Here is a 14,150-nt window from a genome sequence, read left to right on the forward strand (position 1 = left end):
GGCGGCGCCGGCAGCGATGTGAGCGACCACGACGGGGCCTAACGGCGCTCGATGTGCTCCACCGCCAGGAACGCAAGCTTGGCAGCCAGCGACAGCTGATTGGCCGCCGCAACGCGCTTGGGTGTGTAGAAATGCTCTTCGTGCAGCATGTTGACCGTGCCGACCAGCTTGTCGGCGACGAACACCGGCCAGTTCAGCACCGAACCGCAGCCGAGCGACCAGATGACCTCGTGATCGGGAAAGACGTCGGCAATGTCCTTGATGGTGTTGGCGACGAACGGCTGGCGCTCGATATAGATCTTGTCGAACCAGTGGGTGCGGTTGATCGGTTTGGTACCCGACACCGGATAGGCATCGGGATGGCTGGTGTAGGTGCGGCCCGAGCGTTCATTGGCCCAATCGAGCTTCATGACGGTGAAAAGCTTGGCGCCGACGACGACGTCGGCCAGCGCCTGCAGGGCGGCCCATACGCCCTCGACCTCGGTCGTGGTCGCAATGGCGGCATCGAAGGCGACGAGCGCCCCGGCGATAGTGGTCTCGGTCATGGTCTACCTCTGTTTCAAGTCTGGGAATGGGCCGCGCTGAACTCCGTGAGCTCGCGCGAGTAAGGATCGACAAGCGCTGCGCGCTTGAGCTGGTCGACGCTGGCGACCTCGACGACGCGACCATGGCGCATGACGGCCAGGCGGTCGCACAGGAACGAAACGACGGGCAGGTTGTGCGTGACCATCAGATAGGTCAGGCCCTGTTCGCGGCGCAGGCGCTTGAGCAGGTTGAGGATTTCGGCCTGCACCGAAACGTCGAGCGCCGAGGTCGGCTCGTCGAGCAGCAGCATCTTCGGCTTGAGGATCAGCGCCCGGGCGATGGCCACGCGCTGACGCTGTCCGCCTGATAGCTGGTGGGGAAAACGAAAGCGGAAGCGGCGATCGAGACCGACCGACTGCATCACCTCATCGACGCGCGCGCCGCTATCGCCGATGCCATGGATGGCCAATGGCTCGCTCAGCGTCGCATCGACCGTCTTGCGCGGATGCAGCGAGCCGTATGGATCCTGGAACACCATCTGGCACTGCCGAGCGAAGTTGCGGTCGATGCCATGCGTGCGCGGCTGGCCGAACACCGAGATCGACCCGGTCCAGCTTTTCGCCATGCCGGCGATCGCCTTGAGCACGGTGGTCTTGCCCGAGCCGCTCTCGCCTACGAGCGCGAAACTCTCGCCTTCGGCCACCGAAAGGGTGATGCCGTGCGTGACCTTCGAATCGCCGTAGGAGATGTCGAGGTTTTCGATCTCAAGCGCGCTCATGTCGAAGCCTCGTCGCGTTGCAGGACCGGCAATTCGTCACGATCCTCGTCGAGACGGGGGATCGAAGCGAGCAGACCGCGCGTATAGGGATGCTTGGCGTTGCGGAGTTCTCCGGCGGCGCATTCCTCGACCACCTCGCCGCTGCGCATCACCAGGATACGGTCGCAATAGGCCGAGACCAGATCGAGGTCGTGGCTGATCAGGATCAGCCCCATGCCCTTGCGCTTGACGAGGTCGTCGATGATCTCGAGCACCTGGGCCTGGACCGAGACGTCGAGCGCCGAGGTCGGCTCGTCGGCGATTAAAAGGTCGGGCTCAGGAATCAGCATCATGGCAATCATGACGCGCTGGCCCATGCCGCCCGAGACTTCGTGCGGGTAGAGGCCGAGCACGCGCTCGGGATCGTTGATGCGCACGGCTTCCAGCATGGCCAGCGTGCGGCCCCGGATGTCGGCGCGGCCAAGCTTCTGGTGCGTCAGCAGCGCCTCGGCGATCTGGTCGCCGATGGTCATGACCGGATTGAGCGAGAATTTCGGGTCCTGCATGACCATCGAGATGCGGGCCCCCCTGATGGCACGCATCTGCTTTTCCGACTGCTTGAGCAGGTCGACGCCATCGAAGGCCAGCCGATCCGCAGTGACCTTGCCGGGCGCACGGATGAGGCGAAGGATCGAGCGGCCGGTCATCGACTTGCCCGAACCACTTTCACCGACGATGCCTAGGCGCTCGCGGCCGAGAGTCAGCGACAGGCCCTTGACCACGTCGACCGGACCACGCGCCGTCGGGAAGGTGACACGCAGGTTTTTGATTTCAAGCAAGGCGCTCATTGGCGGTCTCCATGCTTGGGATCAAGGACGTCGCGCAGCCCATCGCCAAGGAAACAGAAACCGAGGCTGACGATGACGATGGCAAAGCCGGGCATGGTCGCCACCCACCACTGGTCGAGGATGAAGGAGCGGCCGCGCGAGATCATCGCGCCCCATTCGGGCAGCGGCGGCTGCGCGCCGAGGCCGATGAAGCCGAGGCCGGCGGCGGTCAGGATGATGCCGGCCATGTCGAGCGTGACGCGGATGATCATCGACGACGTGCACAGCGGCAGGATGTGGTTGACGATGACGCGGAACGACGAGGCGCCCTGCAGCTCGACGGCCGAGACGAACTCGGAGTTGCGGATGGTCAGCGTTTCGGCGCGGGCGATGCGGGCATAGCCGGGCCAGGTGGCGATCGCGATGGCGATGATGGCGTTCTGGATGCCGGGCCCGAGCGCTGCGACAAAGGCCAGCGCCAGGATCAGCTTGGGCATCGACAGGAAGATGTCGGTGATGCCCATCAGGATACGGTCGACCCAGCCGCCGAAATAGCCGGCGACAGCGCCGATGACGAGACCGACGGGGGCAGCAAGCACCGCCACCAGCGCCACGATCATCAATGTGATGCGCGCGCCGTAGACGACGCGGCTCCAGATGTCGCGTCCGAGTTCGTCGGTACCCATCCAGTGCTCCGCGCTCGGCGGCATCAGCCGGTTGGCAAGGTCCTGGCCGACCGCCGAGTGGGTGGCGATCCATGGCGCGAACAACGCCACCAGGATCAGCGTCAGCACGATGATCGCGCCGACGACGGCCAGGGGATTGCGCATCAGGGCGCGGGTCAGCCGGTAGCTGCGGCCAAGGCGGGCCTGCAGCCGCGAGGACGGCGAATCGTCGAGAAGCCAGTCGCGTGTCGTCGCCATCAGCGTGCCCTCGGGTCGAGGACGCGGTAGAGCACGTCCGAAATCTTGTTGATACCGATGAACACGGCGCCGATGACCAGCGTCGAGCCGAGCACGGCGTTCATGTCGGCATTGAGCAGCGCGGTCGTCAGGTAGTTGCCGATGCCGGGCCATGAAAAGACGGTCTCGATCATCACCGAGCCCTCCAGCAGCCCGGCATAGGACAGGCCGATGACGGTGATCAGTGGCACCAGGATCGGCCGGAAGGCGTGGCGCCACAGCACCAGGCGCTCCGGAACGCCCTTCACGCGCGCCGTGGTCACATATTCCTGCGCCAGTTGGTCGAGCATGAACGAGCGCGTCATGCGGGCGATGTAGGCAAGGCTGAAGAAGCCGAGCACCGCGGCGGGAAGCGCAAGATGCGTCAGCGCGTTGACGAATATCTCGGTTTCACCAGCCAGCAGGCTGTCGATCAACAGCAACCCGGTGACCGGCTCGACCATGCCGTCGTAGAAGATGTCGATGCGGCCCGGGCCGCCGACCCATTGCAGCTTGGCGTAAAACAGCGCCAGACCGACGAGGCCGAGCCAGAAGGCCGGCACCGAATAGCCGAGCAGGCCGACGACGCGGATGACCTGATCGACGAGGCTGCCCTGGCGGCTCGCGGCATAGACGCCCATCGGCACACCGAGCACGACGCCGATGATGATGCCGAGCGTCGCCATTTCAAGCGTTGCGGGGAAGACGCGCGCCAGATCCTCGACGACCGGACGGCCGGTCGAGACCGACATGCCGAGGTCACCCGTCAGCACGTTGCCGACATAGTGGAAGAACTGCACGATCAGCGGCTTGTCGAGCCCCATCTCGACGCGCGCGGCTTCATAGACGGCGCGCGGGGCACGGTCGCCGACCACGGCGAGCACAGGATCGATCGGCACGACGCGGCCGATGAAGAAGGTGATGGCGAGAAGACCAAGGAATGTCAGCGAGATTGCGACAATGAAGCCCGCCACGCTTTTGACCGACCGCCACATGGCGGCCCGATTGCTGCGCGAGGGACCGCCCGGCCCCGGAGGTTGCGCCGTAGCGGCGGTGTCTGTCTGTAATGTCACGCGGTTTTTGTTCCCACCACCTCTGGCGCCACTGGGGCGCGGATGTTTTCTGTCGAGCAAAATTCCGCTTGGACTATACAAATAATTTTGCTTAGATCAAAAAAATTTTGATGGGAGCAAAATTCCTGGTGATTTCTGAGGCCAGCAAGGAGGCGGCATCGGGCCAGCCCAAGATCGGCGCACTGATCCGCGCAAGGCGACGCCAGCTGTCGCTGACGTTGCAGGAATTGTGTGACGCCGCAGGCATTTCCGTGGGTTATCTCAGCCAGGTGGAGCGTGACCACGCCACCCCGTCGCTGGGAACCCTGGCGCAGCTGGCGCGCAGCCTCGACGTGGGTGTGGATTACTTCATTTCGACACCCTCCATGGAGGACGGGCGGACCCGTTCCAGCGAGCGCAATCGATTCTCGGTCGACGGATCGTCGATCGTTTACGAGCGCATCGCCGCCGACTTCACCGGCAACGTTCTGTCCTCGTTCATCCTCAACGTTCCGCCCGGCTACAAGTCAGAGACTGTCAGCCATGAGGGCGAAGAGATACTGTTCATTCTCGAAGGCTCGATCACCCAGCGCCTCGATAGTGACGAAATGGTGCTTTCGGCCGGCGACAGCCTGCATTTCCGCGGCAATCGCCCACATTCCTGGTCGAACGACACCCAAAAGTTCGCGCGCATGCTCTGGACCGGCACCTTGCCGATGTTCAGGTCGCGCACGGAGCATCCGGCCCTGCGCGGTTCAAGGGCCGAGGAAAAGACCATGGGAACCAAAAAGGAGAGAAAATGATGAAACTGTTCAAGGCAGCGCTGTTGGCAGCGGCGCTGGCGATGCCGATGGCGCCTGCAATCAGCATGGCTGCAACGCCGGCCAATGTCCTGGTGGTGGCGCAAAACATCGACGACATCGTCAGCATCGACCCGGCCGAGGCCTACGAGTTCTCGTCGGGCGAATACGTCGCCCAGACCTATGATCGCCTGGTCCAGTATGACGCCGCCGATACCAAGGTGCTGGCTCCCGGCCTCGCCACGGAGTGGACCGCCGACGACGCCAACAAGACCATCACGTTCACGCTGCGCGACGGCGTCAAGTTCACCTCGGGCAACCCGCTGCGCGCCGAAGACGTGGTCTATTCGTGGAAGCGCGTCGTCACGCTCAACAAGGCGCCCGCCTTCATCCTGACCCAACTCGGCTGGACGCCGGAGAACTTCGACCAGATGGTCAAGGCCGACGGCAACAAGGTCGTGGTCAAATACGAAGGTGACTTCGCTTCCGCATTCGTGCTCAACGTCCTGGCCGCCCGTCCCGCTTCGGTGGTTGACGCGGTGACGCTGCAGGCGAACGAAGCCAATGGCGACATGGGCAATGGCTGGCTGAAGTCGAACTCGGCGGGCACCGGCGCGTTCGTGCTCAAGGCGTTCCGTCCGGGCGAACTGATCAACCTGGCCGCCAATCCCGACTATTTCAACGGCGCGCCCGAGATCAAGGGCGTCATCATCCGCCACGTAGCCGAAGCCGCAACCCAGCAGCTGCTGCTGCAGTCTGGCGACGTCGACATGGCCAAGAACCTGACCTCGGACCAGATCGCCGGCCTCGCCGGCAACGACAAGCTGACGACCGAGACATATCCGCAGGCAGCCGTGCACTTCCTGTCGTTCAACCAGAAGACCGAAACGCTGACGCCGCCCGCCGTGTGGGACGCCGCCCGCTACCTGGTCAACTACAAGGGCATGACCGACACCTTCCTGAAGGGCCAGATGCAGACGCACCAGGCTTTCTGGCCATCGGGCTTCCCGGGTTCGCTCGACGAGACCCCGTACACCTACGATCCGGCCAAGGCCAAGCAGATCCTGGCCGATGCCGGCATCAAGACGCCGATCAAGGTTACGCTCGACGTCATCAACTCGACGCCGTTCACCGACATGGCGCAGTCGCTGCAGGCAAGTTTCGCCGAAGCCGGCATCACCTTCGACATCATCCCGGGCACCGGCTCGCAGGTGATCACCAAGTACCGCGCCCGCACGCATGAGGCGATGCTGCTGTACTGGGGGCCCGATTTCATGGACCCGCACTCCAACGCCAAGGCTTTCGCCTACAACGAAGACAACTCCGACGACCATTACCAGTCGACCACGACGTGGCGCAACGGCTGGGCCGTGCCGGAAGAGCTGAACAAGGCAACCAAGGCGGCACTCGCCGAGGCTGACCCGGTCAAGCGCAGCGCGATGTATCTGGACCTGCAGAAGCAGGTGCAGGCGAAATCGCCGATCGTCATCATGTTCCAGGCCGCGACCCAGGTGGCGCGTGCCAAGAACGTCGAGGGCTACGTCAACGGCGCAACCTCCGATTTCGTCTACTACCGCCTCGTCAAGAAGAACTGACCAGGCGTCGTTCCGAAGGCCGCCCGTCACGGGCGGCCTTTTTCCTACCCCCCACAAAAAACGTCAAAGGCTAAGAAAAATGTACGAAGAGCGCATGGCGCGCCTGCGTGACCGCATGGCTGAAACCGGAACCGACCTTGTCGTCGTCGGCCCCTCCTCGCATCTTGCCTGGCTGGCCGGCATGTCGCCCCATGGCGACGAGCGGCCGGTGTTGCTGATCGTATCCAGGGACCATGCCGGTTTCCTGATGCCGGCGCTCAACGTCGACAGCCAGCGTCCCTACACCAAGCTGCCGTTCTACCCATGGACCGACGCCGACGGCCCGAACGCCGCGCTCGCCAAGCTGCTCAAGGATTCCGGCGCAGACCGCAGCGACCTGAAGATCGCGCTCGACGAGACGATGCGCGCCGATTTCGCGCTCCTGGTGATCGACGCCCTGCCCGGCGCCGCTCGCGGCTTCCTCACCGAGACCGTCAGCGTCCTGCGCGGCGAGAAGGACGAGGCCGAGTACGGCCTGCTCAAGATGAACGCCGTGCTTAACGACGGCGCGATGAAGGCCGGTTTCGCGGCCCTCAAGGAAGGCGTAACCGAACTCGAGGTCGGCCAGGCGATCCGCGACTTCTACGCAGCCAACGGCGCCAAGGCGGAATTCGTCAGCATCTGCTTCGGCGAGAACGGCGCCTACCCGCATCACCACACCGGCAATCGCAAGCTCAAGGCCAATGAGGCCGTACTGATCGACATCGGCGGCCGCAAGGACGGCTATCCGTCCGACATGACGCGCGTCGGCGTGTTCGGCGACAAGCCCGAGGGCTTTGACGAGGTCCACGACGTGCTCGAGCGCGCCGTGCAGGCGGCCCTCGCCGCCGCCAAGCCCGGCGTCGCCGCCAAGGAGGTCGACAAGGCCGCCCGTGACGTGATCGTCGCGGCCGGTTATGGCGAGTACTTCCTGCACCGCACCGGCCATGGTCTCGGCATCGACATCCACGAGCCACCCTACATCACCGGAACATCGGAAACGATCCTGCGCGAAGGCAACGTTTTCTCGATCGAGCCAGGCATCTACCTGCAGGGCCGCTTCGGCCTGCGTCTCGAGGAGATCGTCATTCTCCGCGGCAACCGCGCCGAGGTGCTGTCCGACCTGCCGCGCGAGGCGTTCCGCGTGAAGGCCTGAACCACGATGGGCGGGCGGCCCTGCGGCCCCGCCCGCCAAACCTTTTGTCCCAGCGACAATTCTCAAGGGGTCGTGGCTTGGCTGCGGCCCCTTTTGTTTTGGTGCTGCAAAACTCGACCGCTCAAAAAAAGAAAAGCCGGGCAAGCCCGGCTTCTCAATCACTGCATCGGCTGGAAAGCGATCAGTTGACCGCGTCCTTGAGGCCCTTGCCGGCCGAGAACTTCGGTACCGTACGAGCCGGAATCTTCACTTCCGCGCCGGTCTGCGGGTTGCGGCCGGTGGACTCTGCGCGTTTTGACACGGTGAAATTTCCGAAACCGACAAGCCGGACATCGCCGCCGTTCTTCAGTTCGCCGGTGATGACGGAGAACACCGCATCAACTGCGGACTGCGCATCGCCCTTGGAAAGCTTGGAAGCTTCGGCGACAGCGGACACTAGTTCGTTCTTGTTCATTCAAATTCCCTTCCATGAGAAAACCGGGACATTAGACTCAGCCGGTAGGAGACGGACTTTAGAAAAAGCTTCCGGCACAACCAAGTCAAAAAGGCTACGAAAACGTAGAAAAAGCCCGGAATTCCGGGGTTTTTCACATGAAAAAGCCGGGCGCGAGCCCGGCTTTCCAATTTGGTCGTGCAACTTTAGATGCAGCTTAGTGAGCAAAGCCCTTGCCGGCATCTTCGGAGCTGTCGGTCTGGGCCGCCGGAACATCGACCGGTTCGGTCCATTCGATCGGCTCAGGCATGCGCACCAAGGCGTGACGCAACACTTCGCCAACCCTGGAGACCGGGATGATCTCCATGCCGCTCTTCACGTTTTCCGGAATATCCGCCAAATCCTTGGCGTTATCTTCCGGGATCAGCACCTTCTTGATGCCGCCGCGAAGCGCTGCAAGCAGCTTTTCCTTGAGGCCACCGATCGGCAAGATGCGGCCGCGAAGCGTAATCTCGCCGGTCATCGCCACATCGGCCCGGACCGGAATGCCGGTCAGGATCGAAACGATGGCGGTGGCCATGGCGGCCCCCGCGGACGGACCGTCCTTCGGCGTGGCGCCCTCCGGCAGATGCACGTGGATGTCGCGCTTGTCGAACAGCGGCGGCTCGACGCCAAAATCAAGCGCCCTGCTGCGGACATAAGATGCCGCCGCGGAGATCGATTCCTTCATGACGTCGCGCAGGTTGCCGGTGACGGTCATCTTGCCCTTGCCGGGCATCATCACGCCTTCGATCGTCAGCAACTCACCGCCGACCTCGGTCCAGGCAAGGCCGGTAACGACGCCGACCTGATCCTCGCCTTCGACCTGGCCGTAGCGATAGCGTGGCACGCCGAGATACTCGTCCAGATTGGCGGCAGTGACCTTCACCGACTTCTTCTTGGTCTTGATGATCTCGGTAACCGCCTTGCGCCCGAGCTTCATCAGCTCACGCTCAAGGCTGCGGACGCCCGCTTCACGGGTGTAGAGCTGGATCACGGCGCGGATCGCATCTTCCGAAACCGAGAACTCCTTGGGCAGGAGCGCGTGGTCGCGAACCACCTTCGGCATCAGGTGCCGCTTGGCGATCTCGACCTTCTCGTCCTCGGTGTAGCCGGCGATGCGGATGAGCTCCATGCGGTCCATCAGGGGCGCAGGGATGTTCAGCGTGTTCGCCGTTGTCACGAACATCACGCTCGAGAGATCGTATTCGACCTCAAGATAGTGGTCCATGAACGTTGCGTTCTGTTCCGGATCGAGCACCTCAAGCAAGGCCGACGACGGATCGCCGCGGAAGTCCTGGCCCATCTTGTCGATCTCGTCGAGCAGGAAGAGCGGGTTCGACTTCTTCGCCTTCTTCATCGACTGGATGACCTTGCCGGGCATCGAGCCGATATAGGTGCGGCGGTGACCGCGGATCTCGGCCTCGTCACGCACGCCGCCGAGCGCCATGCGCACGAACTCGCGGCCGGTCGCCTTGGCGATCGACTTGCCGAGCGAGGTCTTGCCGACGCCGGGAGGGCCGACAAGGCACAGGATCGGGCCTTTCAGCTTCTTCTGGCGGCTCTGCACGGCCAGATACTCGACGATGCGGTCCTTGACCTTGTCGAGACCGTAGTGATCGGTGTCGAGCACCTCCTGGGCGTAGTTCAGGTCCTGCTTGACCTTGGAGTTCTTGCCCCACGGGATCGACAGGATCCAGTCGAGATAGTTGCGCACGACGGTGGCCTCGGCCGACATCGGCGACATCGAGCGCAGCTTCTTCAGTTCGGCTTCCGCCTTTTCGCGGGCCTCCTTGGTCAGCTTCGTCTTCTTGATGCGCGCCTCGATCTCGGCGGCCTCGTCGCGGCCGTCCTCGCCCTCGCCGAGCTCCTTCTGGATCGCCTTCATCTGCTCGTTGAGGTAGTACTCGCGCTGGGTCTTCTCCATCTGCCGCTTGACGCGGCTGCGGATGCGCTTTTCCACCTGCAGGACGGAGATTTCGGCTTCCATGAAGCCCATCGCCTTCTCGAGACGCTCCTTGACGGACAGCGTGCCGAGCATTTCCTGCTTCTCGGTGATCTTGATCGCGAGATGCGAGGCAACCGTATCGGCGAGCTTGGAATAGTCCTCGATCTGGCTGGCGGCGCCAACCACTTCGGGCGAAATCTTCTTGTTCAGCTTGACGTAGTTCTCAAAGTCCGAGACCACAGAACGGGCCAGCGCCTCGACCTCGACAGCCTCTTCCTCCGGCTCGCCGAGAATGACGGCATGAGCCTCATGGAAGTCGGACTTGTCGGTGAAGGACGCGATCTTGGCGCGCGTGGTGCCCTCGACCAGCACCTTGACGGTGCCGTCGGGCAACTTCAGCAGCTGCAGCACATTGGCGAGCGTGCCGATGTCATAGATGGCGCCCGGCTCGGGATCGTCGTCGGCGGCATTCATCTGGGTTGCGAGCAGGATCTGCTTTTCCTGCCCCATCACCTCTTCCAAGGCCTTGATCGACTTTTCACGGCCCACAAACAGCGGGACGATCATGTGCGGGAACACGACGATGTCGCGCAACGGCAGGACTGCGAAGGTACCTTCGCCGGAAGAGCGGGATATTTTGGCCATTGTCCAACCTTTCATATCGCGGCCGCACAATGGCCAACCGCGAATCTCATATTAACGACCATGGACGGTTCCGCCTACCGCCGATTACCGCGCGGCATTACAGCACGAAACCTGACCCATCGCCTCTTGTCAGTTAGTTGGAGCTTCGCCGGGAAAACATCAAGGCCCAACACGTGACTGTGCGAGCGACCTTGTCGGCAGGAACTCCAAATGCCGAACGGCGCCGCTGGGGCGCCGTTCGCTGGAGCGGTTCAAAGTCAGCCTCGCCGGTTGTCAGGCGCTGACGTTGCCCTTCTTTTCCTGCTGTTCGGAGTAAATGTAGAGCGGCCGGGCGCTGCCGGTCACCACTTCCTCCGAAATGACGACTTCCTGCACGCCTTCCAGCGCCGGAAGCTCGAACATCGTGTCGAGCAGGATGGCTTCCATGATCGAACGCAGGCCGCGGGCGCCGGTCTTGCGCTCGATGGCGCGCTTGGCGATCGCCGACAGTGCGTTCTCGTGGAACGTCAGATCGACATTCTCCATCTCGAACAGGCGCTGGTACTGCTTGACGAGCGCGTTCTTCGGCTCTGTCAGGATCTGGATCAGGGCTGGCTCGTCGAGGTCCTCGAGCGTCGCCAGAACCGGCAGACGGCCGACGAACTCGGGGATCAGACCGAACTTGAGCAAATCCTCCGGTTCAACCTGGCGGAAGAGGTCGCCGGTGCGACGATCTTCCGGCGAAGCGACGACCGCCGCAAAGCCGATCGAGGTCTTGCGGCCGCGATCCGAGATGATCTTGTCGAGACCGGCGAACGCGCCGCCGCAGATGAACAGGATGTTGGCGGTGTCGACCTGCAGGAACTCCTGCTGCGGATGCTTGCGACCACCCTGCGGCGGCACGGAAGCGACGGTGCCTTCCATGATCTTGAGCAACGCCTGCTGGACGCCCTCGCCGCTGACGTCGCGGGTTATCGAAGGATTGTCCGACTTGCGGCTGATCTTGTCGATCTCGTCGATGTAGACGATGCCGCGCTGGGCACGCTCGACGTTGTAGTCGGCAGCCTGGAGCAGCTTGAGGATGATGTTTTCGACATCCTCGCCGACATAGCCGGCTTCGGTCAGCGTCGTCGCGTCAGCCATGGTGAACGGCACGTCGATGATGCGGGCCAGCGTCTGCGCAAGCAGCGTCTTGCCGCAACCGGTCGGGCCGATCAGCAGGATGTTCGACTTGGCCAACTCGACGTCGTTGTTCTTGCCGGCATGAGCCAGGCGCTTGTAGTGGTTGTGGACGGCAACCGACAGCACGCGCTTGGCGTGGGGCTGCCCGATGACGTAGTCGTCCAGAACCTTGAGAATTTCCTGCGGTGTGGGCACGCCTTCGCGCGACTTCACCATCGAGGTCTTGTTCTCCTCGCGGATGATGTCCATGCACAGCTCGACGCACTCGTCGCAGATGAAGACGGTCGGACCGGCGATGAGTTTGCGTACCTCATGCTGGCTCTTGCCGCAGAACGAGCAATAGAGCGTGTTCTTGGAGTCGCCGCCGCCGTTGCTGACCTTGCTCATCTTGTCCAAGTCCTTTCACTGCCGCTCCGCCGGTGATCTGGCCAGTGAGCGTATATGCAATCTAACGACGGACGCCGCCACCGCCATCCCTGGCCGCCGCAACGAGCTCCGTACAACACACATTCCAGAAGTCGCTGCAACGATTCGCGGCATTCCTGCACAACGCTAAGCCGCCGAAACTCAACGCAGCCTTAACGTAGGCTGCCATGGGCGCCGATGGAACAGCAAATTGTGTCCGAAATGCCGCAGGGCATTTCAAAAATGCGAAATGTGTCCGAATCGTCTGGCCGGCGCGCCGATTCACTGAGCGGACGCGCCCTCGGCGACTTCGCGGCTTTCGATGACCTTGTCGATCAGGCCGAAGTCGCGAGCTTCGTCGGCTGTCATGAAATGGTCGCGGTCGAGCGTCTTTTCAATGGTCTCGTAGTCCTTGCCGGTGTGCTTGACATAGACCTCGTTGAGACGACGCTTCAGCTTGATGATGTCCTGGGCATGGCGCTCGATGTCCGACGCCTGGCCCTGGAAGCCGCCCGAAGGCTGATGCACCATGATGCGGGCGTTCGGAGTGGCGAAGCGCATGTCCTTGTGGCCGGCGCAGAGCAGCAGCGAGCCCATCGAGGCGGCCTGGCCGATGCAGAGCGTCGAAACCGCAGGCTTGATGAACTGCATGGTGTCATAGATCGCCATGCCGGAGGTCACCACGCCGCCGGGCGAGTTGATGTAGAGGTTGATTTCCTTCTTCGGGTTCTCGGCTTCGAGGAACAGAAGCTGGGCGCAGACAAGCGTCGCCATGCCGTCTTCGACCGGACCGGTGATGAAGATGATGCGCTCCTTGAGGAGGCGCGAGAAGATGTCATAGGCGCGCTCGCCCCGGTTGGTCTGCTCGACCACCATCGGAACGAGGTTCATGTATGTTTCGACGGGGTTCTTCATCGACTATCCCTTTATCGAGATGGGATTCCGGCGCCGGACGGGCAGAATCGGTTCAGAGGCTTTGTTCCTGTAAATAGGATGCCGGCTTGGCGTTGCGCAAGATGCGCCAACGCGCCCGGCTTCATTAAGCTTGATGCCTGCCCTGCCCCAAGCACTGGCCTTTCAGCCACCAGCCACGCTATTGGCAGCTTCGGGCACAAACGCCTGCTGCCCGCCGGGCTTAAGGATGGACAGGCACCGCACGCATTTCCAAGACGAACGACCAAGGAGCTTGTCATGACAACGCCAAACACCGCCAAACACTGGTCCAAGGTTGAACACCTGCACGAGACCGTCACCAACCCGAACATCCATGTTCGCGGCACGCACAGCTACTACAGCGACGCTTGGTCAGGCTCGTTCGAACAAAGCGTGGTCCGCTACCTCCACGGCGACGAATACAGCCGCAAGGCATGGGAGCCGGCCTGGCCGATCGACCAGCTCCATATCGGCGACTATGTCTGCATCGGGGCCGAAGCGGCGATCCTTCTTGGCGGCAACCACACGCACAGGACTGACTGGTTCAGCCTCTATCCGTTCGCCGAGGTCATTCTCGACGCCTATGCCGGCAAGGGCGACACGATCATCGGCGACGGCGCCTGGATTGGCATGCGCGCCATGGTCATGCCCGGCGTCACCATCGGCGAAGGCGCCGTCATCGCCTCAGGCGCGATCGTGACCAGGGACGTGGCGCCCTACACTGTCGTTGCGGGAAATCCTGCCGTGCCGATCAAGACGCGCTTTCCGCAAGCCGTTGTCGACAAACTGCTGGCGCTCAGGGTCTACGAATGGTCCGCGGATAAGTTCGAGGCGCTGAAGCCGCTGCTATGCGCGAACGAGATCGAGGCGCTGGCCTTGGCGTCGGAGAAATTCAACGCGGGAATAAGCTGACCC

General features: G+C 62.7%; 13 protein-coding genes. 4 read left to right on the top strand and 9 right to left on the bottom strand.

What is annotated here, in order from left to right; translation table 11 throughout:
• Nucleotides 1-38: 38 nt before the first annotated feature.
• Genes PCJ21_RS04555 through PCJ21_RS04575 form a run of 5 tightly spaced genes read right to left on the bottom strand, consistent with a single transcriptional unit; the run spans nt 39 to nt 4,045 of the window.
• Nucleotides 39-545: a GAF domain-containing protein gene (locus tag PCJ21_RS04555; protein ID WP_269930193.1), complete on the bottom strand. Its 507-nt coding sequence runs from the start codon at nt 543-545 to the stop codon at nt 39-41.
• 14 nt (nt 546-559) lie between these two features.
• On the bottom strand, nt 560-1,303 hold the full coding sequence (locus tag PCJ21_RS04560; RefSeq protein ID WP_269930194.1) for an ABC transporter ATP-binding protein: 744 nt from the start codon (nt 1,301-1,303) through the stop codon (nt 560-562).
• Nucleotides 1,300-2,130, bottom strand: coding sequence for an ABC transporter ATP-binding protein (locus tag PCJ21_RS04565; RefSeq protein WP_269930195.1), 831 nt, complete (start codon nt 2,128-2,130; stop codon nt 1,300-1,302). Before PCJ21_RS04565 ends, PCJ21_RS04560 begins: the two co-directional genes overlap by 4 nt.
• Nucleotides 2,127-3,032: an ABC transporter permease gene (locus PCJ21_RS04570; protein ID WP_269930196.1), complete on the bottom strand. Its 906-nt coding sequence runs from the start codon at nt 3,030-3,032 to the stop codon at nt 2,127-2,129. Before PCJ21_RS04570 ends, PCJ21_RS04565 begins: the two co-directional genes overlap by 4 nt.
• A complete protein-coding gene (locus PCJ21_RS04575; protein ID WP_269930278.1) occupies nt 3,032-4,045 on the bottom strand; it encodes an ABC transporter permease in 1,014 nt (337 codons plus the stop codon). Before PCJ21_RS04575 ends, PCJ21_RS04570 begins: the two co-directional genes overlap by 1 nt.
• A gap of 188 nt (nt 4,046-4,233) precedes the next feature.
• On the opposite strand from PCJ21_RS04575, the gene PCJ21_RS04580 reads away from it, so the two are divergent.
• The 3 genes from PCJ21_RS04580 (at nt 4,234) to PCJ21_RS04590 (ending at nt 7,671) form a co-directional block, all read left to right on the top strand.
• The gene (locus PCJ21_RS04580; RefSeq protein ID WP_269930197.1) at nt 4,234-4,905 is read left to right on the top strand and encodes a helix-turn-helix domain-containing protein; all 672 of its coding nucleotides are present in this window, start codon (nt 4,234-4,236) and stop codon (nt 4,903-4,905) included.
• Nucleotides 4,905-6,497, top strand: coding sequence for an ABC transporter substrate-binding protein (locus PCJ21_RS04585; protein ID WP_269930198.1), 1,593 nt, complete (start codon nt 4,905-4,907; stop codon nt 6,495-6,497). The genes PCJ21_RS04580 and PCJ21_RS04585 overlap by 1 nt, the downstream gene beginning before the upstream one ends.
• Nucleotides 6,498-6,576: 79 nt before the next feature.
• On the top strand, nt 6,577-7,671 hold the full coding sequence (locus PCJ21_RS04590) for a M24 family metallopeptidase (RefSeq protein ID WP_269930199.1): 1,095 nt from the start codon (nt 6,577-6,579) through the stop codon (nt 7,669-7,671).
• Nucleotides 7,672-7,852: 181 nt separating this feature from the next.
• Here the strand turns inward: PCJ21_RS04590 and PCJ21_RS04595 are convergent, their stop codons facing one another.
• From PCJ21_RS04595 to clpP, 4 genes are all read right to left on the bottom strand, one after another.
• Nucleotides 7,853-8,125, bottom strand: a complete 273-nt coding sequence (locus PCJ21_RS04595) for an HU family DNA-binding protein (protein ID WP_018427423.1) — start codon at nt 8,123-8,125, stop codon at nt 7,853-7,855.
• 196 nt (nt 8,126-8,321) lie between these two features.
• Nucleotides 8,322-10,736 (bottom strand): endopeptidase La, encoded by a 2,415-nt coding sequence (gene lon, locus PCJ21_RS04600; protein WP_269930200.1) that lies wholly within the window; start codon nt 10,734-10,736, stop codon nt 8,322-8,324.
• Between the two features lie 273 nt (nt 10,737-11,009).
• Nucleotides 11,010-12,284 carry an ATP-dependent Clp protease ATP-binding subunit ClpX gene (gene clpX / locus PCJ21_RS04605; protein WP_269930201.1) on the bottom strand — a complete coding sequence of 425 codons (1,275 nt, stop codon included), beginning with the start codon at nt 12,282-12,284 and terminating at the stop codon, nt 11,010-11,012.
• Between the two features lie 300 nt (nt 12,285-12,584).
• The gene (gene clpP, locus PCJ21_RS04610) at nt 12,585-13,217 is read right to left on the bottom strand and encodes an ATP-dependent Clp endopeptidase proteolytic subunit ClpP (RefSeq protein WP_269930202.1); all 633 of its coding nucleotides are present in this window, start codon (nt 13,215-13,217) and stop codon (nt 12,585-12,587) included.
• 276 nt (nt 13,218-13,493) lie between these two features.
• Here clpP and PCJ21_RS04615 point away from each other — a divergent pair, with 276 nt between their 5' ends.
• A complete protein-coding gene (locus tag PCJ21_RS04615; RefSeq protein ID WP_269930203.1) occupies nt 13,494-14,147 on the top strand; it encodes a CatB-related O-acetyltransferase in 654 nt (217 codons plus the stop codon).
• The last annotated feature ends 3 nt before the right edge of the window (nt 14,148-14,150 follow it).

The organism is Aminobacter sp. HY435 (genome assembly GCF_027568395.1).
GTDB lineage: Bacteria > Pseudomonadota > Alphaproteobacteria > Rhizobiales > Rhizobiaceae > Aminobacter.